At 69.7% G+C, this 23,610-nt stretch carries 17 protein-coding genes; 4 read left to right on the forward strand and 13 right to left on the reverse strand.

The features are described from left to right. The first annotated feature begins 442 nt into the window (after positions 1-442). Complete coding sequence (locus SCAB_RS17550) at positions 443-1,324, forward strand: DNA-binding protein (RefSeq protein WP_013001423.1); 882 nt, start codon at positions 443-445, stop codon at positions 1,322-1,324. Positions 1,325-1,393: 69 nt separating this feature from the next. Here SCAB_RS17550 and SCAB_RS17555 read toward each other — a convergent pair whose 3' ends face one another. Next, entirely contained in the window at positions 1,394-1,963 is a 570-nt protein-coding gene (locus tag SCAB_RS17555; RefSeq protein WP_013001424.1) for a hypothetical protein, read from the reverse strand. 111 nt (positions 1,964-2,074) lie between these two features. On the opposite strand from SCAB_RS17555, the gene SCAB_RS17560 reads away from it, so the two are divergent. Next, the gene (locus tag SCAB_RS17560) at positions 2,075-2,839 is read left to right on the forward strand and encodes a hypothetical protein (RefSeq protein WP_013001425.1); all 765 of its coding nucleotides are present in this window, start codon (positions 2,075-2,077) and stop codon (positions 2,837-2,839) included. Here the strand turns inward: SCAB_RS17560 and SCAB_RS17565 are convergent. The 9 genes from SCAB_RS17565 to SCAB_RS17605 form a co-directional block, all read right to left on the reverse strand. Then, entirely contained in the window at positions 2,833-3,954 is a 1,122-nt protein-coding gene (locus SCAB_RS17565; protein ID WP_013001426.1) for an endo-1,4-beta-xylanase, read from the reverse strand. The two genes, SCAB_RS17560 and SCAB_RS17565, sit on opposite strands and share 7 nt — an antisense overlap. A 17-nt stretch (positions 3,955-3,971) precedes the next feature. After that, a complete protein-coding gene (locus SCAB_RS17570) occupies positions 3,972-7,124 on the reverse strand; it encodes a glycosyl hydrolase 115 family protein (protein ID WP_173402889.1) in 3,153 nt (1,050 codons plus the stop codon). Between the two features lie 170 nt (positions 7,125-7,294). Next, on the reverse strand, positions 7,295-7,876 hold the full coding sequence (locus tag SCAB_RS17575) for a hypothetical protein (RefSeq protein WP_013001428.1): 582 nt from the start codon (positions 7,874-7,876) through the stop codon (positions 7,295-7,297). After that, the gene (locus tag SCAB_RS17580) at positions 7,873-8,424 is read right to left on the reverse strand and encodes an RNA polymerase sigma factor (RefSeq protein WP_037725115.1); all 552 of its coding nucleotides are present in this window, start codon (positions 8,422-8,424) and stop codon (positions 7,873-7,875) included. Before SCAB_RS17580 ends, SCAB_RS17575 begins: the two co-directional genes overlap by 4 nt. A 257-nt stretch (positions 8,425-8,681) precedes the next feature. Further along, a complete protein-coding gene (gene tuf / locus SCAB_RS17585) occupies positions 8,682-9,875 on the reverse strand; it encodes an elongation factor Tu (protein ID WP_013001430.1) in 1,194 nt (397 codons plus the stop codon). A gap of 169 nt (positions 9,876-10,044) precedes the next feature. After that, positions 10,045-12,174 (reverse strand): elongation factor G, encoded by a 2,130-nt coding sequence (gene fusA, locus SCAB_RS17590; RefSeq protein WP_013001431.1) that lies wholly within the window; start codon positions 12,172-12,174, stop codon positions 10,045-10,047. Positions 12,175-12,213: 39 nt separating this feature from the next. Continuing rightward, entirely contained in the window at positions 12,214-12,684 is a 471-nt protein-coding gene (gene rpsG / locus SCAB_RS17595) for a 30S ribosomal protein S7 (RefSeq protein ID WP_005481264.1), read from the reverse strand. A gap of 2 nt (positions 12,685-12,686) precedes the next feature. Further along, positions 12,687-13,058: a 30S ribosomal protein S12 gene (gene rpsL / locus SCAB_RS17600; protein WP_003948652.1), complete on the reverse strand. Its 372-nt coding sequence runs from the start codon at positions 13,056-13,058 to the stop codon at positions 12,687-12,689. A 327-nt stretch (positions 13,059-13,385) separates the two neighbouring features. Then, positions 13,386-13,865 carry a DUF1707 and DUF4190 domain-containing protein gene (locus SCAB_RS17605; RefSeq protein ID WP_037725113.1) on the reverse strand — a complete coding sequence of 160 codons (480 nt, stop codon included), beginning with the start codon at positions 13,863-13,865 and terminating at the stop codon, positions 13,386-13,388. A gap of 220 nt (positions 13,866-14,085) precedes the next feature. Between SCAB_RS17605 and SCAB_RS17610 the strand changes: the two genes are divergently transcribed. Then, positions 14,086-15,270: an FHA domain-containing protein gene (locus SCAB_RS17610; RefSeq protein ID WP_013001433.1), complete on the forward strand. Its 1,185-nt coding sequence runs from the start codon at positions 14,086-14,088 to the stop codon at positions 15,268-15,270. Further along, complete coding sequence (locus SCAB_RS43770; RefSeq protein WP_013001434.1) at positions 15,267-16,571, forward strand: serine/threonine-protein kinase; 1,305 nt, start codon at positions 15,267-15,269, stop codon at positions 16,569-16,571. The genes SCAB_RS17610 and SCAB_RS43770 overlap by 4 nt, the downstream gene beginning before the upstream one ends. A 4-nt stretch (positions 16,572-16,575) precedes the next feature. Here SCAB_RS43770 and SCAB_RS46995 read toward each other — a convergent pair whose 3' ends face one another. From SCAB_RS46995 to SCAB_RS17630, 3 genes are all read right to left on the reverse strand, one after another. Further along, entirely contained in the window at positions 16,576-19,050 is a 2,475-nt protein-coding gene (locus tag SCAB_RS46995) for a protein kinase domain-containing protein (RefSeq protein ID WP_013001435.1), read from the reverse strand. Next, positions 19,047-19,424, reverse strand: a complete 378-nt coding sequence (locus tag SCAB_RS47340) for an FHA domain-containing protein (RefSeq protein WP_158512242.1) — start codon at positions 19,422-19,424, stop codon at positions 19,047-19,049. Before SCAB_RS47340 ends, SCAB_RS46995 begins: the two co-directional genes overlap by 4 nt. A 200-nt stretch (positions 19,425-19,624) precedes the next feature. Next, positions 19,625-23,524, reverse strand: coding sequence for a DNA-directed RNA polymerase subunit beta' (locus SCAB_RS17630; protein WP_013001437.1), 3,900 nt, complete (start codon positions 23,522-23,524; stop codon positions 19,625-19,627). Between the last annotated feature and the right edge of the window lie 86 nt (positions 23,525-23,610).

The raw sequence follows: 23,610 nt of genomic DNA on the forward strand, positions 1-23,610 counted from the left end.
CGCGGTGAACAGCTGACAACAACCCAACACCCCTGCCCGGGCGCCGAGTCCGGCCGGGGTCTCCTCCTCGTCGAGGCGCCGGCCGACCGCTGGGGCACCGCACCGGGACTGCCGCCACGCAAGACGGTCTGGGCCGAGGTCACCGTCCGACAGGCACCGGGACCCGGAAATGCGGGCTCCGGTGCGACGGGCGGTCTTTCTCCAAAGAACCCGGGAGAGAAAGAACCCCACCAAACCCCACCCCTCCTCCCGCCCGGCAGGCCGTCTCACCCTCTCGGGTGAACATCGCCAACTCGGCTGGATTTCGGAGCGGTTGTTACCCCTACGCTCAGCGCAGCACGACACCGCGACCGCACAACAACCGCAGACGTACGACGGCCCTCGCCGGGACTGCAATCCCAGTGCGAGGGCCTGACCACCAAGGAAGACAAGCCCCTTCCCGATGGATACGCAGAACCCTAGCGCGCCCTCGCGCGCCCGTGCCCGGCTTGCCGACAACAAGCACCCGAAACGGCACCCGGCCCCCCGCTCCGGCGGCGGCCTGATCCACGAGCACACCCGTCACACCAGCCGCTTCACGGTGATCGGCAACCACCTCGCCCAGCATCCGGAGTTGTCGCTCCTCGCGATCGGGCTGGGGGCTCACATCCAGTCGCTGCCGAAGGGCGCCCACGTCGACATCAAGAGCCTCACCGCCCGCTTCCAGGAGGGCGCGACTCGGATCGCCGCCGCGCTGAACGAACTGGAGAACCACGGGTACCTGCGCCGGGAGCGCGTACGCATCCCCGGCGGCCGGATCATCACCCGTACGACCTCCTGCAACCAGCCCGGCCGCCCCCACACGGAGGACGAGGGCCGGCCCGTACACCGAACAGGCGCCCCCCGGCAGCAGAAGGCACCGCGCAAGCCCCTCCCCGCCGTCCCTCAGCCCGGCTACCTCTCCCCCACCCTTCTCCGGACCGCCACCGACCTCCTCGCCGACCTGCGCCGAGCGGACCCCCGCCTGCTCCTCTCGGCCTGCGACACCGCCCATCTCGCCCCGGGCTTGGCCGCCTGGCTGGAGCGCGACCTCACCCCCACCGCCGTACGTGACGCCCTGACCGGCGATCTCCCGCCCGAGCCGCTCCACCGCCCGGCCGCCCTGCTGGCCCACCGCCTCGCGGCCCAGCTCCCGCCCCCGCCGCCGTTCCGGGCCCCGGCGTCACCGCCGTCCGTCCACTACGCGATGACGAACTGCGGCGGCTGCGACCGCGGCTTCCGGGGACCGGCGGGAAGCCGCTGCCGCGACTGCCGGTCCAGTGGGCAGGACCCGGCGCGGCCATGACGACAGCCGCGAGGTCGGCGGCGGACGGACGGGACGGTCCGGCGAGGTCGCGTTCTCACGGTCGCGCCCTCACTTGAGCGAGGCGAGGAGCCCGGTCCCCTCCGCCAGTACGCCGGGCTGGCCGAGGGCGCGGAAGTCGGCCTCGACCGCCGCCAGGTCGAGGACCCCGGCGCGCACGGCCCGGTGACGGACGACCGACCAGAGGAAGACGTCGAGGTTGTCGAACTGCGTCTCGGCCTCGATGACCTCCTCCTCGTGGAACCACACCGCGACCCGGCCGTTGGCCGGCATCACGTAGTAGTTGCCTCCGCCGTCGGCGCCGAGCGACCAGACGTCGTCGTCGGAGAGCTCCGTCTCGTAGTCGGAGTCGAGGATCCGGCAGCCGTTGGCCCCGAAGTCGAAGGCGTACGACCAGTCGTACAGGTCGAGGAACCCGCCGGGCAGGGTTCCCGAGCGCACCCGGCGGTCGAAGGCGGCCAGCGCGGTGGCGGCGTCGGGCGGGAGCCTGGCGAGGAAGGGTGCGACCGGGCGGGTCGACGTCGGGACGTCGACCCGCGGCGCATCGGGGAACCAGCGCGCCAGATCGGCGTCCAGATCCCGCTCCCCATACCCGGTCAATTGATCAACGGTGAGAGACATGCGGTGAGGCTAGCCGAGGGGAAACGGGCGTGGCCGCCCGGTTCCCTAGGAATATCGTCGATCTGACGATATAATCTCGTCGTGATGACGATATCAACGAGAGGGACCGGTATGCCTCCCGCACGCCCCGTACGCCCCGGACGCGCCCCCGCCATCGTCACGGTCCTCGTCCCGCAGGACCCCCAGTGGCTGCACGACTTCTACATGACCAACGACCGCCTCCTCGCCCCCTACCACGCGGCCTGGGCCGCCCGGGAGAACGGCGTCGGCGAGCACATCGCGCCCGCCTACCCGCCGGGGCTGGAGAACCTCACGGGCCTGGACGCGCCGACCTGCCTGGACGCCTGGGGAAACGTCCACCGCGCGTTCCCGCCCGCGCTGCGCAGCCGCCGCTGTCTGAGGGGAGTCACCGCGGACCCCGCCCGAGGCAGCGCGCTGCGCGCCCCGGACGGCACCCCGCTGATACCCCTGCACCCCGTCACCGTGACCGAGCAGGACCTGCGCGCCCTCAAGCGGGTCCGCCGCGCCCTGCGCGCCGGCGCGAAGGCCAACCCCTCGCTCCTCGTCACCCACCACCCCGACGGCTCGGCGGACATCGAGAGCGTGCCGAGCCCCGGCGCGTACGCCGGCACCGTCGACCGGACGGTCGCGGTCCTGACCCTCGCCCCCGACCAGGACGTCGCGACCCTGGCCGCCGCACTCACCCCCGACCGCTGCGCCCTCAGCGCGGACGGCGGCCGGGCCGGGGGCGCACGCCGGGTCACGCTCACCGAGAGCGAGTACGCGGCGTACGACCGCTTCGCGGACCGGCTCGCCGCGGCGGCCATGACCGGCGAGTTCATGGGCGACCGGGCCCTGTTCCGCAGCCGCTACTGACCCGCTGGGGCGGCAGTCACCGGCCGCTGCCCACGGCGCCCGTCCGCCAACCCGTCCCGCAGCGCCCCGTACGCCGCCTTCCGCCCGTACGTCTCGTCCATCGGCGTCGCCGAACCCTCGCCGTCGAAGACCCCGGGCACCCACGAGTACTTGTCCGTGAACCCCCACACCGTGAACGACGTGCAGCTGCGCGCCCCCAGGCAGGCGTCCAGCAGCTGCCGGTAGTAGCTCGCCTGCGTCGCCGTCTTCGTCTCGTCCACCGGCAGGATCATCCGCACGTCCACCTCCGTGAACGCCGTCCGCATCCCCAGCGCCCCGAAGCGCGCGAGGTTCTCCGCGACCCGGCCCGGGAAGCCGTACTGGATCGCCAGGTGCCCCTGGGCACCGAACCCCTGCACCGGCACGCCCTCGGCCCGCAGCCGCTTCGCGAGTTCGTAGTACGCCGTGGACTTCGCGTTGACGCCCTCCACGTTGTAGTCGTTGAGGAAGAGCTTCGCCTTCGGGTCGGCGGCGTGCGCCCAGCGGAAGGCGTCCGCGATGTACGACGGCCCCAGCTCACGCAGCCAGACCGAGTTCCGCAGGCTGCCGTCCTCCTCGAAGACCTCGTTCACCACGTCCCACTGCTGGATCTTCCCCTTGTACCGCTTCACCTCGGTCGTGATGTGCTTCCGGAGAATGCCGCGCAGCTCCGTCGCCCCGATCGACCCGTCCGTCACCCCGGCCGTCAGCCAGGCCGGCAACTGGCTGTGCCAGACCAGGGTGTGCCCGCGCACGACCTGCCCGTTCTTGCGGGCGAAGCGCACCAGATCGTCGGCGGCCTTCCAGTCGTACACCCCCCGCTGCGGCTCCACCGACTCCCACTTCATGGCGTTCTCGGCGGTCACCGAGTCGAACTCCCGGACCGTCGTCCTGCGGTAGGTCCGGTCGTCCGCGAGGGCCGCCAGGTCGACGGCCGTCCCGATCCGGACGCCGGCCCGCTCGGCGAGCGCCCGCAACGGCGGCCCGGGACGAGTCCCGTGCGCCGAGGCCGGCTGCGCGGCCACCGCCGTGGACAGCAGGGCCCCGGCGACCAGCCCGAGCACGGGCAGGCGCAGGCGGTTCGTGTACGTCGTCATCGTGTACGAGTCCCTTCTCAGATCCGGTGGCTCTCCAGCGGCCCCAGATACGTCGGTGTCAGCCCACCCGTGTCGATCACCAGCCGTTGCAGCACCACCGTCGGGTCGACCATCCAGAACGTCAGCCGGTGCACCCCGGGTCCGGCGACCGTGTGCCGGGTCGCCGTCACGTTGACGTTGTCCGAGGTGTGGCGCGCCCACTGCTTGTTCATGAGCCCGTCGTCGGCCCCGGTGGCGGCGTGGATGTCGACGACCTGCGGGGCGTCCGCGTCGAAGGAGACGGCGTACCGCAGCCCGCCCGTCGCGAGCGCGGGGTTCCGGGGCGAGAGGTACGCCAGCACCGTCACCTCGTCCACGGCCGACAGCAGTCCGACCGTGTACTCCAGCCGCGGCCCGGACCCGCCCGGCGTCTGCCGGGCCGCGGTCACCGGCCACGGCGTCACCCCCGCCCCCGTACGCCCGATCCGCTCGATCCGGCGCCAGCCCACCCGGCCGTCGCGCGACCCCACCGCCCGCGTGTGGTGCTCCGCGTCGATCGCCACGTATCCGCCCGCCTCGACGAACCCCCGCAGCCTCCGCGCCTCACGCGCCGACGGCTTCTCCGCGACGGCCTTCACCACGACCGAGGCCCCGGCCCCGCTCACCGTCAACGACGCCTGAGCGCCCCCGGCCGGAACCCGCCCCCAGTCCACCCGGACCCCGACCCGCACCTGCTCCTCGACCCGCCCCCGGGTCCGGTCCACCACCAGCCAGGGCGCCGACGACTCGATCCGGTACGAGAAGGGCGTACGCCCCCGGTTGAAGACCTCCACGTACTGCCGGGGCCCGGTCCGGTAAGGGCTGAACACCGGAAGCACCGCCTCGGCACGGGACCGGGGCCACCACTCCCCCGCGTCGTCGGCCCCGTCGACCGCCACCCCCAGCTCCGCCGCCTCCGGCACCTCGATCCGCCGCACCTGGGGGAAGATCTCGTCCGGCAGCGCCACGTTGTTCCGCTCCGGCTGCTGCCATCCGGCGTTCGGGCCGTAGCGCTCCACGTCCCCGTAACCGATGTGCGGCTGGGTCTGGAAGCCCCGCCACTTCCCGCCCGCGACCTCGGAGTTGAAGCGGTGGGCCAGCGCGAGATCCTGGGCGAGTCCCGCCTCGGCGGCCTCGGCGCGACCGTTGGCCGCCGCCCGTCCCTGCCGCGCGTACAGCAGGTTCTGGAACTCCGCCTCCCGCAGCTCGTACAGGTTCGCGGTGGCCGCCACCTCGTAGCCGACCAGTTCGAACCAGGCGTCCCGCAGGGCCGCCGGCAGTCGCCGCCCCACCCGCTCGGCCCGCTTCGCGAGCGCCCGCCACTGCTCCGTGACGCGTTCCAGCTCACGGTGCCCGAAGAAGAACGGCGTCGCCCGGTCGTCGTAGACGATCGCCCGCTCGTCCTTCGTGGGGTCCTTCGCCTCGTCGAGGGTGATCCGGCGGTTCAGCAGCTCCGGCTTGCGACGGGCCTGGAGCTGCCCGTACGCGCCCAGCACCTCGGCGATCTCCGCCGCCGCCTCGGCCCCGAAGTTCTGCCGCGCGAAACCCCGCTCCCACTCCTCCAGCTCCTTCACGCCCCAACGCCCCGGGTTCCAGGCGTAGTTCATGAAGAACTCCGTCGGCAGCTCGTTCCCCTTCAGGTCGCCGACGTTCACCACCCACAGACCGTGATTGCCGTACGCGTCCGCCTGGTGCAGCTGCTCCCACAGGTTCACGAGGTTCGCCGTGTCGACCCACTTGTAGTTGCGGCCGACGCCCACGTAGTCGAAGTGGTAGTACAACCCGTAGCCCCCGGGCCGTACGGGCTCCTCCGGGTCCGGATGCCTGCGGATGTTCCCCCAGTTGTCGTCCGTGAGGACGACGGTGACGTCCTCCGGTGCCCGCAGCCCCCGGTCCCAGTACCGCTGGACCTCCTTGTAGAGGGTCCACACCTGCGGGGTCTCCTCCACCGGGCGGCCGGTCACCTCCGCGATGATCCGCCGCTGGGTGTCGATGATCTCCCGCATCAGCTCGATGCCGTCGCCGTCGGGCAGGCTCGTGTCGCCGTTGCCCCGCATCCCCAGCGTGACGACGCCCTCGAAGTCCTCGTCGACCATGCGCCGGATGCCGTCCCGCCAGTACTCCCTGATGGCCTCGGCGTTCCGGCGGTACGACCACTCCCCGGTGCCCCCGTAGGGGTCCCGGCCGGGAGTCACCACGTTGCCCGCACTGTCCCGCACGGCGGGCACCGCATGACGGTTCCACTCCTCGATTCCCCGCATCATGGGCGCCTCGTGCGACGTGCCCATGACAATCCCGTACTGCTTCGCCCGCGCGTGGTTCTCCGGGTCGTCCTCGGCGAAGGCCCGCCCCCAGACCGCCGGCCAGACGTAGTTCCCCTTCAGCCTCAGCAGCACCTCGAAGACCTTCGCCCAGAAGTCAGCGGTGAAGCCCCCGGGGTGCCCCGGCGCCTTTCCGGGCCCGAAGAACGCCGGCGCCCAGGTCCCGAGCGCCGGGTTCTCGTCGTTGATGAAGACCCCCCGGTACTTCACGGCCGGCGTGCCCTGCCCGAACCGGCCCGGCCGCACGTACACCGCGTCCCGGCGCACCGGCGGCACGTCGTCCCACCAGTACCAGGGCGAGACACCGAGGCCGTACGACACGTCGTACGCACCGAAGATCGTGCCGCGCGGATCGCTGCCGGCGACGACGAAGGCCCGCCGCACCCCGGGCATCGGCCGCTCGACGACCGTCTGCAGGGAGGTCTCCCACTTCCCCCGCACCCCCTCGACGTCCAGCTTCCCGGCCTCGATCAGACCGTCGATCAGCGGACTGCGCCCGATGGTCCCCACCAGCACGATCTCGGCCGCCGTCTCGTCCCCCGGCCGTACCCCGGTCACCCGCTCGATGTCGTCCCGCAGATCCCCCGCGACCCGTACGACCCCGGGGTGATCCTCGGGGCTGACCACCACCGGCGCACCGACCAGCGCGAACGCCCCCGGCACGGGCGTGAAGGAGAGGTACGCGCCGGGGTCGGTGACCTTCGGCCCGCCCCCGGTGAGCCCGCCCCCCACGGATGCCTCCTCCGCCCGCGCCACCCCCGGCAGAGCGGGCACCACGGCGAGCCCCGCACCCGCTCCGAGAACCGTTCTCCGACTGACGTCCGCGGACATGCCACACCCCTCGACCGGTCGTCCCGAAGGCTGAATTTGCTCAGCGCCATGACAAATGGTGGAGGGAGTGAAGCGAGGGGACAACGGGTCGTACGCGCCGAATAGTTTCGAAGTGCCGAAGCTCCGGGGCGGCCCGCACGGCCGGTGCCGTGCGGGCGGCTCGGCCTAGTTCACTTCAAGGACTCCTCGAGCCACTTCGCCCCTTCGTAGGGCACTTCCCTGCAGGGCTTCGCCTTCCCCTTGACCACGTACATGACCCCGGCCGGGCTGACCGAGTCCTTGATCGGCTCCGGGTCCTCGAAGACCAGGGTGTCGCCAGGACGCAGGGTGTACGTCCACAGAGCGGTCGGATCCGTGACCTTCTCCGGACCCGGCGTCTCGCCGCGCGGCTTCGCGCAGACATAGCCGCTCCTGGGCCTGTCGAAGCTCGTCAGAACGCCCAGGTCATGCAGTTGCTCCGCCAACTCTCCCCGGTACTCCCAGGCCGCGAGGTCCTCACCGGTCACAGTGATGGTGCCGTCGTCGTTCCGCTCCACCGCGTACGCCTTCGACCCACCGCTCGACGACGGCAGCCCCACCACCACCCCCGCCGCCGCGACGCACGCCGCGAGGGCGACCAGCGCCCGCCGGGTCGTGACCGTGCGGCGGACCGCGGGCACGGGCGCGGGCGCGTCCTCGGCGCGCAGCGCGATCTCCCGCCGGAGCTCGTCCAGCAGCCGGTCCTCGAAGGTCTTCGTCGTCCTCGTGGTCATGCCTCTCCCCCTGCGTAGCTGAGCCCTGCCGGATGGTCACTGCCCACCGCCGCCGAGCGGAGCGCCCGGCGGGCCCGGTGCAGCCGTACGCGTGCCGTGACCTTGCGTATCCCCAGCGCCGTGGCGGCCTCGGAGACGCTCAACTGGTCGACGGCGACCAGTTCGACGACCGCGCGCTCGCCCTCGGGGAGCCCGTCCAGCGCGGCCAGTGCCCGCCGTCCGGCCGCCTCGGCGTCGAGCTTGTCCTCCAGCCGGCCGATGTCGTCTGCCTCCAGCAGCCGGCGGCCGGCGATCCGGCCGCCGAGCACGCTCTGCCGTGCGCTGCGCCGCGCCTCCGCCGCGACCACGTTGCGCGCGATGCCGTAGAGCCAGGCCGTCTCGCTTCCGAGTTCGGGGCGGTAGGCGCGGGCGGAGTCGATCACCGCGAGGAAGGTCTCGGCGGTGAGATCGGCGACGGTGTGCGGATCGGTGACCCGCCGGGCCATGAAGCGGGTGACGGCGTCGACATGGCGGCGGTAGAAGACCTCGAAGGCCGCCGGATCGTACATGCCGCCTCCCGGCGGACCGCCGCGGCCTCTGCTGTCCGGTGCCAAGGTACGTACCTCCCGTGGTCGGTCGTGCTGTCACTGGTACTTGGACCGGGGCGGGAAAGGCGTTACAGGAAAGGGGCCGCGGGCCTCACCGGCCGGCGCGTGTCGGGGGAAACGGAAGAGGCCCGTACGACCGAAGTCGTACGGGCCTCCCCGGAGAACTACCGAGCCCTCGGACCCAACCGGGTCCTCGGACCTACCGGGTCAGTTCAAGGTCACTTCGTGATCTTGATGACCTGGCCGGCGCCCACGGTCCGGCCACCCTCACGGATGGCGAACTTCAGGCCCTCTTCCATGGCGATGGGCTGAATGAGCTCAACCTTCATCTCCGTGTTGTCGCCGGGCATGACCATCTCGGTGCCCTCGGGGAGGGTCACGACGCCGGTCACGTCCGTCGTACGGAAGTAGAACTGCGGGCGGTAGTTGTTGAAGAACGGCGTGTGGCGGCCACCCTCGTCCTTGGACAGGATGTAGGCCTGGGCCTCGAACTCGGTGTGCGGCGTGACCGAACCGGGCTTGATGATGACCTGGCCGCGCTCGACGTCCTCGCGCTTGATGCCACGGAGGAGCAGACCGACGTTCTCACCGGCCTGGCCCTCGTCGAGCAGCTTGCGGAACATCTCGATGCCGGTGACCGTGGTGGTGGTCTTCTCCTGCTTGATACCGACGATGTCGACGGTCTCGTTGACCTTGAGGACACCACGCTCGATACGGCCGGTGACGACGGTGCCACGACCGGTGATCGTGAAGACGTCCTCGATCGGCATCAGGAACGGCTTGTCGACGTCACGCTCGGGCTGCGGGATGTTCTCGTCGACGGCCTTCATCAGCTCGAGGACGGAGTTGCCCCACTCCTTGTCGCCCTCGAGCGCCTTGAGCGCCGAGACCTTGACGACCGGCAGGTCGTCGCCCGGGAACTCGTACTCGGAGAGCAGCTCACGGACCTCGAGCTCGACGAGCTCCAGGATCTCCTCGTCGTCCACCATGTCGGCCTTGTTCAGGGCGACGACGATGTACGGAACGCCGACCTGGCGGGCCAGGAGCACGTGCTCCTTGGTCTGCGGCATCGGGCCGTCGGTGGCGGCGACGACGAGGATGGCGCCGTCCATCTGCGCCGCACCCGTGATCATGTTCTTGATGTAGTCCGCGTGACCGGGGCAGTCGACGTGGGCGTAGTGACGGGTCTCCGTCTGGTACTCGACGTGCGCGATGGAGATGGTGATACCGCGCTGGCGCTCCTCGGGAGCCTTGTCGATCTGGTCGAACGCCGAGGCCTCGTTCAGGTCCGGGAACGCGTCGTGCAGCACCTTGGTAATGGCGGCCGTGAGGGTCGTCTTACCGTGGTCGATGTGACCGATGGTGCCGATGTTGACGTGCGGCTTAGTCCGCTCGAACTTCGCCTTCGCCACGGGGGTCCTCCTGGGAGTGGTTCTGGAACGCCTTGCTTCATCGGCGCCAGGTGATCTTTGCTGGAAAGTCCGGGTCCTTGGGCAAACACCCGTGTTCGCGGGTGTTTGCCCCCTGAGGCTCCGGAGTCAAGCCTAAAGCGTGTGGACGCGGTGCGTGGAACGCGGTGCGTTACTCGCCCTTGGCCTTCGCGATGATCTCCTCGGCGACGTTCCGCGGAACCTCGGCGTAGGAGTCGAACTGCATCGAGTAGCTTGCGCGACCCGAGGTCTTGCTGCGGAGGTCTCCGACGTAGCCGAACATCTCCGAGAGGGGCACGAGGCCCTTCACGACGCGGGCGCCGCTGCGCTCCTCCATGGCCTGGATCTGGCCACGGCGGGAGTTGAGGTCGCCGATGACGTCGCCCATGGACTCCTCGGGCGTGGTGACCTCGACGGCCATCATCGGCTCAAGAAGAACGGGAGAAGCCTTGCGCGCGGCCTCCTTGAAGGCCTGCGAACCGGCGATCTTGAACGCCAGCTCGGAGGAGTCGACCTCGTGGTAGCCACCGTCGATGAGCGTGACGCGGACGCCCGTCATCTCGTAGCCCGCGAGGATGCCGAACTGCATGGCCTCCTGCGCACCGGCGTCCACCGACGGGATGTACTCCCGCGGGATACGGCCACCGGTGACCTTGTTGACGAACTCGTACGCCGGCCCGTCGGACTCGGTGATCGGCTCGATCGCGATCTGCACCTTGGCGAACTGACCGGTACCACCGGTCTGCTTCTTGTGGGTGTAGTCCACGCGCTCGACGGCCTTGCGGATCGTCTCACGGTACGCGACCTGAGGCTTGCCGACGTTGGCCTCGACCTTGAACTCACGGCGCATACGGTCGACCAGCACCTCGAGGTGCAGCTCGCCCATACCACCGATGATGGTCTGGCCGGTCTCCTCGTCCGAGTGGACCTGGAAGGAGGGGTCCTCCTCCGCGAGACGCTGGATGGCGACACCCAGCTTCTCCTGGTCACCCTTGGACTTGGGCTCGATGGCGACCTGGATGACCGGCGCCGGGAAGTCCATGGACTCCAGGATCACCGGCTGCTTGTCGTCGCACAGCGTCTCACCGGTCGTGGTCTGCTTCAGACCCATGACGGCGATGATGTCGCCGGCGCCCACCGACTCGATCTCCTCACGCTTGTTCGCGTGCATACGGTAGATCTTGCCGATGCGCTCCTTCTTGCCCTTGACGGAGTTCAGCACGGCGGTGCCGGACTCCAGGCGGCCCGAGTAGACCCGGACGAAGGTGAGCTTGCCGAGGTGCGGGTCGCTCATGATCTTGAACGCCAGCGCGGACAGCGGCTCCTCGTCGGAGGGCTTGCGCTTGACGACGACCTCGGGGTCCTTGACGTCGTGACCCTCGATGGCCTCGACGTCGAGCGGGGTCGGCAGGTAGCGCACGACCGCGTCGAGCAGGGGCTGGACGCCCTTGTTCTTGAACGCGGTGCCACAGAACACCGGGGTGACCGTGACGCCGTCGGACTTGCCGGACGCGATGGTGATGCGACGGATCGCGGCGTACAGCTGCTCCTCGGTGGGCTCCTGGCCCTCCAGGAACAGCTCCATGATCTCGTCGTCGTTCTCCGCGACGGTCTCGACCAGGCGACCGCGGTACTCCTCGGCGGCCTCGGCGTGCGTGGCCGGGATGTCGACGACGTCGTACATCTCGCCCTTGGCCGCTTCGGCGGACCACACGAGCGCCTTCATGCGGACCAGGTCCACAACGCCCTTGAAGTCCATCTCGGCACCGATCGGCAGCTGCATGATGATCGGGACGGCGCCGAGGCGGTCCTTGATCATGTCCACGCAGCGGTGGAACTCCGCGCCGGTCCGGTCGAGCTTGTTGACGAAGCAGATACGCGGCACGCCGTAACGGTCGGCCTGACGCCACACCGTCTCGGACTGCGGCTCGACACCCGCGACACCGTCGAACACGGTGACGGCACCGTCGAGGACGCGGAGCGAACGCTCCACCTCGACCGTGAAGTCCACGTGACCCGGGGTGTCGATGATGTTGATCGTGTAGTCGTTGTCCTCGAGCGGCCAGTGACAGGTGGTGGCAGCAGAGGTGATCGTGATGCCACGCTCCTGCTCCTGCTCCATCCAGTCCATGGTGGCGGCGCCGTCGTGGACCTCACCGATCTTGTAGCTGACGCCGGTGTAGAAGAGGATCCGCTCGGTGGTGGTCGTCTTGCCCGCGTCGATGTGGGCCATGATCCCGATGTTGCGGACCCTGGCCAGGTCAAGTGAAGTGGTAGCCATAAGGCTTCGGTCTTCTCTCGGTCTCGATGGGGGTAGCGACTACCAGCGGTAGTGCGCGAAGGCCTTGTTGGACTCGGCCATCTTGTGGGTGTCCTCGCGCTTCTTCACAGCGGCACCGAGGCCGTTGGACGCGTCGAGAAGCTCGTTGAGCAGACGCTCGGTCATGGTCTTCTCGCGACGGGCGCGGGAGTAACCGACCAGCCAGCGCAGCGCGAGCGTGTTGGCGCGACCGGGCTTGACCTCGATCGGAACCTGGTACGTCGCACCACCGACACGGCGGGACTTGACCTCGAGGGTCGGCTTGATGTTCTCCAGCGCGCGCTTCAGCGTGATGACCGGGTCGTTGCTGGTCTTCTCGCGCAGGCCCTCCATGGCGCCGTACACGATGCGCTCGGCGGTGGAGCGCTTGCCGTTCAGCAGCACCTTGTTGATCAGCGACGTGACAAGAGGAGAACCGTAGACCGGGTCGATGATGACCGGGCGCTTCGGGGCGGGGCCCTTACGAGGCATTCTTACTTCTCCTTCTTGGCGCCGTAGCGGCTGCGGGCCTGCTTGCGGTTCTTGACACCCTGGGTGTCGAGCGAACCGCGGATGATCTTGTAGCGAACACCGGGCAGGTCCTTCACACGGCCGCCGCGCACGAGCACGATGGAGTGCTCCTGCAGGTTGTGTCCCTCACCCGGAATGTAAGCGGTGACCTCGATCCCGCTGGTCAGACGCACACGCGCGACCTTACGCAGGGCCGAGTTCGGCTTCTTCGGGGTGGTCGTGAACACACGCGTGCAGACGCCGCGACGCTGGGGCGAACCCTCGAGTGCGGGCGTCTTGTTCTTCTCGACCTTGTCCTGCCGGCCCTTCCGGACCAGCTGCTGGATCGTAGGCACTACTTCTCCGGTTTCTGTGTGCCGAATGGTGAAGCTAACCTGGAACATTCGCCGACCCACGCGGTCGGGTGTGTCGAAACTGCTGACTCCCGCCGCAAGGCAGAAAGGGCGCAGAGTACGGCGGCCGCTTACGGCTCCCCCTGTGCGGTTGAAGGCACGCACGAGAGCCAGGGCACACCCCAGGCACAAGGTCTGAGCGTACCTACCTCATTCGCTATGGTCAAAACAAATGGGCGGGCGGTGGTTTGGACAGGGGGCGCCCGCACGGCGGAACCGGCGACCGGCACGGTCCCGCGCCCCCGCGAACTCCCGGGCGCGGCCCCGGCGTCAGACGTTCGCGGACGTCTCCAGAACGGCGATGAGGACCAGGAAGAAGGCCCAGCCGGCCACGGAGAGCCAGCCGAGGATGATCCCGGCCAGCGCGAAGCCGTCGCCGCCCTCGCCCGTACGCCTGATCTCGGCGCGGGCGGTGTGGCCGAGAATGACCGCGGGAATGCCGGTGAGCCCCATCGTCATGGTGGTGAGCACGCCGCACACCATGGACCCCACGGCCTTGCCGTTGGTCACCGGGGGCGGCAGGGGCGCCGGCATGAACGTCCTGGGCACCGGGGCGCCCATCGCGGTCGGCTGCATCCCCGAGGGGCCCTGGGGCAGGTCGGCGACCAGGAGGGACAGCTCCCCCACTGTGCGCGCCTTGTAGGCCCGCTCCACGCGCCGCTCGTACTCGTCCTGCGGCAGGCGGCCCTCGCTGAACCCCGCCTTCAGGACATCCACGGCACGCTCACGGTCGGCGTGTGCGGCGAGCATCGAAGGGCTGCTGCCCTGCGCCTGCTGCCAAGGAATCGGCTGCCACGACGGGTTCGACACGAGAAACACTCCCCCGGACTGGTTGTTCCTCCATGATGCTCCAACACCCGCCCCCGAGCACGGGTTCCCTTGCCCCTGTTGTGTCACGGTTCGACGATCTTCCGTCGCGGTTCCGTGACCCGCCTCCGTCCACGGAACGGGGCTTCTACGCTGAGCCGTCATGGACACCGGCAACGACAGCGGCGGGCACACCGGAACCAGACTCTCGCTCGACGCGATGACCGCGGACTTCGTCGTCGACGTCGCGAACGTGGTGCGGGAACAGGGCCTGATCAACGAACGACCCGCCGACCTGTCCCGGCTCACCCGGCTCGCCGACGCACTGGCCGTCTTCGCCCGCGACGACTCCGTCCGGGTCTACGGTGTGTGCGACCGGTCCCTGCTCCACGACACCCACCTGACCGTTGCGGAACGCGCACTGCTGGCCAGGTGGGCCGCCGAAGGCCTCCTGGAGGTACGGCCGGTGGCGGATCCCCGGCTGCTGGAGCTCGTCGAGGCCCTGGACATGCCCGCGGTCACCTGCGACAACTTCGCCGACCAGATTCCCGACCACGCCTGGATCGCCGGGAACACCGACAGTTTCCTCCGCCCCGTACCGGACACGTCGGGCCTGGGCATCGCGGTGCTCCCTCGTGTGATGCCCACCCCTCAGGAGTGGCAGATCTCCCGCAAGCGGGAGGAGTCCGACCTGCTTGCCCACGGGCTCTGCGACCGCCGGGGCCCCGGTGTACGCCGGGATCTGCTTTCCACGGTCTGGCGGTGCCCCGAAGCCGACTGTCCCCTGTTCGGGACCGGCCGGACAACCGACCAGCCCCTGCCGCGCCGACGCCGAGGCAGGAGCTGGTGCCCCACCCACGAACTCGTGCTCGACCCGGTGGGAACCACGCCGGACCGAGTCCAGCTGAAGGTGCGGGTCGACGACACCGTGCGCACCCGGTTCGTGGTGCCGCTCGGCGCGGAGGTCGCCGTCGGCCGGGCGCCCGCGCGGCAGGACGGAGTCGCCCTGGCACCCTGGCTCGGCTTCGCCGCCCGTACCTGGATGAGCCGCGGCCACATCACGGTCGCGTTCACGGACGGCCGCGTCCGGATCCGGGACACCAGTTCCAACGGCACGGTGATCAGGCGGACCGGCGACGACGACGTACGACTGCGCCGGGACGGCACGTGGATCCTGCGTTCCGGACAGTTGGTACTCCTGCACGAGACGGTCGCCCTGGAACTGAGCGGCCGGCAGTACGTCTTCGAGAGCACGCCCGCCGAGCCGCCCCGCCCGCTGACTTCCGCCGACACGGGCCCGACGATGCTGCGTCCGCGTCCCCCGCATGGCCGTGGAGGGCGCGGATGAGCAGCGAACACGCGTCGGCGGAGGGCGCCCTCCTGTCGGACCGCTACCGGCTGGAGCGGCTCCTCGGCGCGGGCGGCCAGGGCCAGGTCTACGCCGGGGTCGACGAGCAACTGGGACGGCGCGTGGCGGTCAAGGTGCTCCAGCCGCTCGCCGAACTCTCCGGCGACCTGCGGCAAGAGGCACTGGCCCGCTTCGACCGGGAGGTCCGCGCACTGGCCAGGCTGGCCCACGACCACATCGTCACGATCTTCGACCGCGGCACCCACCAGGGCACCCCCTTCTCCGTGATGGAGTTCCTGGACGGCCCGAGCCTGGCGCAGAAACTGCGGGAGAGCGGTCCCTTGCCGGTGGCGCAGGCCGTGGACATCTGTGCCCGGACCGCCGGGGCACTGTCGGCGGCGCACCACCTGCGGATCTGGCACCGGGACGTCAAGCCCGCCAACATCCTGCTGACGGGCACGGGCCGTCCCAAGCTCTGCGACTTCGGTCTGGTCTCGGCGCTCACCCCGGCCGCCCCGCTGCTGACACGCAGGGGTACGACCCCTGGCTGCACACCCGGCTACGCCTCACCGGAGCAGGCACGCGGCGCCACGGCGGCAGGCCCGTCGGACGTGTTCTCGCTGGGCGTGACCCTGTACGCCCTCCTGGCCGGAGGCACGCCCTTCGGGGACGCGAACGGGGACGTGGCACTGCTCAAGGTGCTGAACGAGGAGCCGCCCCGGCTCCCCGTACCGGCCGACCTCGCCGCACTGATCACGGCCATGCTCGACAAGGACCCCAAGGCCCGCCCCACAGCCTTCAGCTCGGCGGTCCGGCTCCGGACGATCCTGGACCGGCTGGAGGCGGCCGGCCGACCGCGGCTCGCCTACACGCCCACGCAGCGGGGAGGCGGGCCGAAGGAGACGGTCGAGCAGCCCGTGGTCCACGACCCGGCGCCGTCGCCCGGCGCCGCGGTCGATCTGGCGGCGGAACGAGAGATCGAGACAGGTGCCGCGCCCCCACCACCGGACGACGATCTGTGGCAGGCCCTGGAGGACGCCGAACACCACCTGACCACCGGCCGGTTCCACACTGCGGACACCGCGTTCGCCGGTATCGCTCAGTGTCTGCAGGCCGCGGACCGGCACACCCATCCCGCCCTGACAGCCGCTCGATTGGGCCGCGTCCGGGCCCTCGACGGGCTGGGCCGGCACGAGGACGCCGAGGCCACGCTGAACCGACTGCGCGACCAGGCCGCCCGCGACCTGCCGCCGCACCACCGGCTGCGCCGCGTGATCGAGCGGCTGCGCCTGACCGATTGACCGGTCAGGGCTGCCGGAACCAGTTCCTCGGCCTGAGTTGCACCCCCGGCCACCGGTCCCTGACCGCCTGCTTCGCCGCCTCGAACGCAGCCTCGCGCCGTGTGTACCCCACGCTCTTCGGCGTCTCGCCTTGCTTCACCAGGTCAAGCAGCACAAACGCGACGAGGAGACCGAGCGTTCCCGCGAGGACGAGGGGGAACAGCGGCACGACATGCGGCTCCCGATCCAGTTCGGCCCGCGTGAGGTCCCAGATCGACCCAGCTCCCCAGATGTACACGGCCGTGCTCACCAGGCCCGTCCCGAACCGCGAGGCCGACCCCAGACGACCGTGCTCCCACCAGGACGCCCTGCCCTCCCGGCCGTACGGCAGCAGCCACACGGCCGGCCGGTACGCATCGCCCAGTCCATACGCGGCCCTCATCGCGATCCACAGTGTCGGCAGCGCGATCAGCCCCGTCTCCCAGGCCAGCCACGATGCGACCCGCTCATGGCCGGTGACCGCCCAGACCGCGTAGGAAACCACCACGGTCAGAGTCACCAGGCTGCTGCCCCAGAACAAGGCTTGCAAGGCCGCCCTCTGCCGTGCCACGAACGACAGCCGTCGGCGCTCGCCCTCCTCCCAGGCGTCCAGGACCGCGTAGTACTCAGCCGCCAGTTCGGCTTCTTCCGCCTCACGCTCGGCGGCCTTCAGTCGTGCTTTCCGCTGCTCCTCAGCCTGCTCGGCGGCACGCCGAGTCCGGCGGTCGGCTTCCGCGCGCTCGGCCTTCCTGCGCTCGGCTTCCTTGCGCTGGTCCTCCAGCCGTTCGGCCTTCATCCGTCGGGCACGCTGCTCGGCCGCCGCCCGCCACTGCTCCTGCTCCTCTGCGGCGGTGCGGCCCCAGTACGCCCGGACGACGTCACCCAGCAGAGCGGATTCGGCGCTGCACAGCCGGTACAGCCGCCGGTACCAGGAGGTGTCCTGCTCCGGATCCGGCAGCCCGGTCCCCAGCTCGCGCAACCGTTCCCCGGCCGCCCCGCCCGGCAGCACGCTCAGCAACAGCAGGGCCCTCAGTCCGGGGTCCGCCGTGTTCCGCAACGGCTTGGGCATGGTCGACGCACTCGCCGTCTCCCACTGCAGGGCCGCCTGTTCCCACCGGAGCCCTACGCCCCTGAGGTCCCGCAGCGCGGGGAACTCTCCCAGGGTGTCCAGCATCTCTCCGCTCAGGGCGGCCACGAGGTCGGCGTCGGCGCTGTCTCCCTTCTGACGTGCCCTCCAGCACGTGGCGGCCAGTTGATCCAGGTCGAGGTCCTGCCCCCGGTACGAAGGGGCGCCCGAGGGGTCGAGCCACAGCAGCAGCCGCAGGAGCTTGAGCGGGGCGGGCAGATCGCGAGTGAGCCACCGGTCGATGAGCTTCGTGCGCTGTTCTCGTTCCGCGACGGTCAGGTCGTCGAACTCCCGCAACCACCCGAGCAGTTCACGCCACACCTCCGAGGGCGCCTCGGGCGATCCCATGGTGCCGAAGAAGTGGTGATCGGCGTCCGGACGGCGGCGGATCGCCGCGGCGAGGCTCCGCCGCGTGGTGTGGAGTTCTCCGGCGTAGGCCAGTCCCCGCAGGGGCGGTGCGGGTGCGGGTGCGGGGCGCGGCGATGGTGGATCACGGCGGGTCGACGGGGCACCGAGGCGCGGCTCGGGCCGCTCGACGCGTACGGCCATGTCGTGCCCGTCCAGCCACTCCAGCACCTGCCGCCCCGTCCAGCGGTCCTCCGGTTCAGGGCGCAGCAACCCGGCACACAGCACCGGCAGCCGCCGCCCCGGCACGTTCTCCAGGGAGATCTCACCGCCGGCGAGCCGCTCCCGGATGTCCCTTTCGTCGAGGCCAGCGAACGGCGGCGTACCGGTGGCCGACTGCCGCACGATCATGCCGAGCGACCACCAGTCGTACGCCGGAGTGAACCGTTGGTTCAGCACATACTCCGGCGGTGCGTAGGCGAGCGTCATCGAGGTCGTGCGGAGCGCCTCCCCCCGCCCCCGGCTGATCCCGAAGTCCGCGATGACGATGCCTCTGTCCGGCTTCCGGTTCCGGTGGAGGAGGTTCGACGGCTTCAGGTCCCGGTGGACGATGCCCGCCTCGTGCAGACAGATCAGTCCTCCCACCAACCGCCGCACCAGCGAGGTGACGTGCTTCTCCCCCAGGGCGACGCCCAGCCGGTCCTGCAGGCAGCCGCCGCCGAGGTGTTCCAGCACCTCGAAGTCCCGCCCGTCGGCTGTGCTTCCGTGCCACACCATCCGCACGATCGCCGGGTGCTGCAGCAGCCCCAGCTTCCGCCAGACCGTCCGGTCGGCGTGCACGCCCGGCCGGTACAGCTTCACGGCGCGGCGGGTGCCGTCGCCTTCGCTCACCCGGTAGACATCGGCCTCGGCCCCCTGGCCGATCGGTACGGCGCCGTCGGGGAAACGGCCGGCCAGCGGCTCGGGCAGGGCGTACCCATCGGGTCTCACGCGTCGTCCCCCTCCACGGCACGGACGAGAACCCACAGGTCGGCCGCGAGCCTGAGCCGGTCTCCGACGACCAGGGGCACCCACTCCCCCGACACGATCCTGCGTTCCTCGACGAAGGTGCCGTTCATCGAACCCTCGTCGCGGATCCAGGCACAGCCGTCCGCGTCGACCCGTACGGAGGCGTGCCGACGCGAGAGGTTGCCGTACGGTTCGAGCAGCCGGGCTGTGACCGCGTCGGCCTCTCTGCCCAGCACGAGCGGCCGGCCGGCGGGGACTGTCAACACCCCGGTGGGGAAAACGAGTTCGACTCGGGCGGAGGCGTCGAGGGAGTACGGCGCGAAGCACGCCCGGCACACCAGTTGATCGGACCGCACGGCCACGACTCCGCACGGGCATCGGCGCATACGTCCCCCACGCCTTCGTCCTTCGCCCTCCGCGGAGGGCGTCGCAACGGAACGCCGTTGCCACCAAGGCAGTCCCACATTCTAGGGGATCAGCGGCAGACGGCCCCGCCCACGCCGAAGGGCGGCCACCCCCACGGGGTGACCGCCCTTCGATGCTTCAGACGTACGCCTTACTGGTTGTACGGACCGTAGTCGTAGTCCTCCAGCGGAACGGCCTGGCCGGAGCCCGTGCCGAACGGCGAGTAGTCGATGTCGTCGTAGCCGACGGCCGAGTACATCGCGGCCTTGGCCTCCTCGGTCGGCTCGACCCGGATGTTGCGGTAGCGGGACAGACCCGTACCGGCCGGGATGAGCTTACCGATGATGACGTTCTCCTTGAGGCCGATGAGGCTGTCGGACTTGGCGTTGATCGCCGCGTCCGTCAGGACTCGGGTCGTCTCCTGGAAGGAGGCGGCCGACAGCCAGGATTCCGTCGCCAGCGAGGCCTTGGTGATACCCATCAGCTGCGGACGACCGGAGGCCGGGTGACCGCCCTCCTGGACCACACGACGGTTCTCGGTCTCGAACTTCGAGCGCTCGACCAGCTCACCGGGCAGCAGCTCGGCGTCGCCGGACTCGATGATCGTCACGCGGCGGAGCATCTGCCGGATGATGATCTCGATGTGCTTGTCGTGGATCGACACACCCTGCGAGTTGTAGACCTTCTGGACCTCGCCGACCAGGTGGACCTGGACGGCACGCTGACCCAGGATGCGCAGCACGTCGTGCGGGTTGGTGGCACCCACGGTGAGCTTCTGGCCCACCTCGACGTGCTCGCCCTCGCTCACCAGCAGACGGGCGCGCTTCGAGATCGGGAACGCCGTCTCGTCGCTGCCGTCGTCCGGCGTGATGACGATCTTCTTGGTCTTCTCCGTCTCCTCGATGCGGACGCGACCGGCCGCCTCGGAGATCGGCGCGACACCCTTGGGCGTACGGGCCTCGAAGAGCTCGACGACACGCGGCAGACCCTGCGTGATGTCGTCACCGGCCACACCACCGGTGTGGAAGGTACGCATCGTCAGCTGGGTGCCGGGCTCACCGATGGACTGGGCGGCGATGATGCCGACCGCCTCACCGATGTCGACCAGCTTGCCGGTGGCCAGGGAGCGGCCGTAGCACATGGCACACGTGCCGACCTTGGACTCACAGGTCAGGATCGAGCGGGTCTTGACCTCCTCGACACCGTGGTGCACGAGCTGGTCGATGAGCACGTCGCCCAGGTCCACGTTGGCCGGCGCGATCACCTTGCCGTCGATGACGACGTCCTCGGCGAGCATGCGGGCGTAGACGCTGGTCTCGACGTCCTCGGCCTTGCGCAGGATGCCGGCCTCGTCCTTCGAGGCGATCCGCAGCTTCAGACCGCGCTCGGTGCCGCAGTCCTCCTCGCGGATGATGACGTCCTGCGAGACGTCCACCAGACGACGGGTCAGGTAACCCGAGTCGGCGGTACGCAGGGCGGTGTCCGCCAGACCCTTACGGGCACCGTGCGTGGAGATGAAGTACTCCAGCACGGACAGGCCCTCGCGGAAGGACGCCTTGATGGGACGCGGGATCGTCTCGTTCTTGGCGTTCGACACCAGACCACGCATACCGGCGATCTGACGCATCTGCATCATGTTTCCGCGGGCACCCGAGTCGACCATCATGAAGATGGGGTTCGTCTTCGGGAAGTTCGCGTTCATCGCCTCGGCGACCTCGTTGGTCGCCTTGGTCCAGATCGCGATGAGCTCCTGCGTGCGCTCTTCCTTGGTGATCAGACCGCGCTCGTACTGCTTCTGGACCTTCTCGTCCTGCGCCTCGTAACCCTTGACGATCTCCTTCTTCGCCTCGGGAACGACGACGTCGGAGATGGCCACGGTGACACCGGAACGGGTCGCCCAGAAGAAGCCGGCCGCCTTCAGGTTGTCGAGCGTCGCCGCCACGATGACCTTGGGGTAGCGCTCGGCCAGGTCGTTGACGATCTCGGAGAGCTGCTTCTTGCCCACCGAGTAGTCGACGAACGGGTAGTCCTCGGGCAGCAGCTCGTTGAAGAGCGCGCGGCCCAGCGTGGTCTTCAGCCGGAAGCTGTCACCCTGCTGCCACTCCGGCTCGCCCTCCTCGCGCGCCGGCGGCATCCAGCCGCGCGGCGGGATGGTGCCCACCGGGAAGCGGATGTCCACCTGGGACTGCAGCGCCAGCTCGCCGGCGTCGAACGCCATGATCGCCTCGGCCGTGGAGGCGAACGAACGCCCCTCGCCCTTGGTGTCACGCAGTTCGCCGTCGGTGGTGAGGAAGAACAGACCGAGGACCATGTCCTGGGTCGGCATCGTCACCGGACGGCCGTCGGCGGGCTTGAGGATGTTGTTCGAGGACAGCATCAGGATGCGGGCCTCGGCCTGCGCCTCCGCGGAGAGCGGCAGGTGCACGGCCATCTGGTCACCGTCGAAGTCCGCGTTGAACGCGGTGCAGACGAGCGGGTGGATCTGGATGGCCTTGCCCTCGACCAGCTGCGGCTCGAAGGCCTGGATGCCGAGGCGGTGCAGGGTGGGAGCACGGTTCAGCAGCACCGGGTGCTCGGCGATGACCTCTTCGAGGACGTCGTACACGACGGTGCGGCCGCGCTCCACCATGCGCTTGGCGCTCTTGATGTTCTGCGCGTGGTTGAGGTCCACGAGCCGCTTCATCACGAACGGCTTGAACAGCTCCAGCGCCATCGCCTTCGGCAGACCGCACTGGTGCAGCTTCAGCTGCGGACCGACGACGATCACGGAACGCGCGGAGTAGTCCACACGCTTGCCGAGCAGGTTCTGACGGAATCGACCCTGCTTGCCCTTGAGCATGTCGCTCAGGGACTTCAGCGGGCGGTTGCCGGGACCGGTGACCGGACGGCCACGACGGCCGTTGTCGAACAGCGCGTCGACGGCCTCCTGGAGCATGCGCTTCTCGTTGTTCACGATGATCTCGGGCGCGCCGAGGTCGAGAAGCCGCTTCAGTCGGTTGTTCCGGTTGATCACACGGCGGTACAGGTCGTTCAGGTCGGAGGTCGCGAAGCGGCCACCGTCCAGCTGCACCATCGGGCGGAGGTCCGGCGGGATGACCGGCACGCAGTCGAGCACCATGCCCTTGGGGCTGTTGCTGGTCTGCAGGAACGCGGAGACGACCTTGAGGCGCTTGAGCGCACGGGTCTTCTTCTGGCCCTTGCCGGTGCGGATGATCTCGCGGAGGCGCTCGGCCTCCTCGTCCAGGTCGAAGGACTCCAGGCGCTTCTGCAGCGCCGCGGCACCCATCGAGCCGTCGAAGTACGTGCCGAAGCGGTCACGCAGCTCGCGGTAGAGGAGCTCGTCGCCCTCCAGGTCCTGGACCTTGAGGTTCTTGAACCGGGTCCACACCTCGTCGAGACGGTCGATCTCGCGCTGCGTACGGTCGCGCAGCTGCTTCATCTCGCGCTCGGCGCCCTCGCGCACCTTGCGGCGCACGTCGGCCTTGGCGCCCTCGGCCTCCAGCTCGGCCAGGTCGGTCTCGAGCTTCTTGGCGCGGGCCTCCAGGTCGGCGTCCCGGCGGTTCTCGACCTGCTGGCGCTCGACGGAGACGTGGGCCTCCAGCGAGGGCAGGTCGCGGGTGCGGCGCTCCTCGTCGACGTACGTGATCATGTACGCCGCGAAGTAGATGACCTTCTCCAGGTCCTTCGGGGCGAGGTCGAGCAGGTAGCCCAGCCGCGACGGGACGCCCTTGAAGTACCAGATGTGGGTGACGGGAGCGGCCAGCTCGATGTGGCCCATCCGCTCACGGCGCACCTTGGCGCGCGTGACCTCGACGCCACAGCGCTCACAGATGATGCCCTTGAAGCGGACACGCTTGTACTTGCCGCAGTAGCACTCCCAGTCCCGGGTCGGACCGAAGATCTTCTCGCAGAAGAGTCCGTCCTTTTCGGGCTTGAGCGTGCGGTAGTTGATCGTCTCGGGCTTCTTGACCTCGCCGTGGCTCCACTGACGGATGTCGTCAGCGGTGGCCAGACCGATCCGGAGCTCGTCGAAGAAGTTGACGTCGAGCACTATGCGTCAATCCCTCTCAGGGTTGTAAGTCATGGGGTCTGATACGGGGGTCCTGGGGCCGGAGGCCTTCATGCTTCTCGCGGTGA

Source organism: Streptomyces scabiei 87.22, from assembly GCF_000091305.1.
GTDB classification, from domain to species: domain Bacteria; phylum Actinomycetota; class Actinomycetes; order Streptomycetales; family Streptomycetaceae; genus Streptomyces; species Streptomyces scabiei.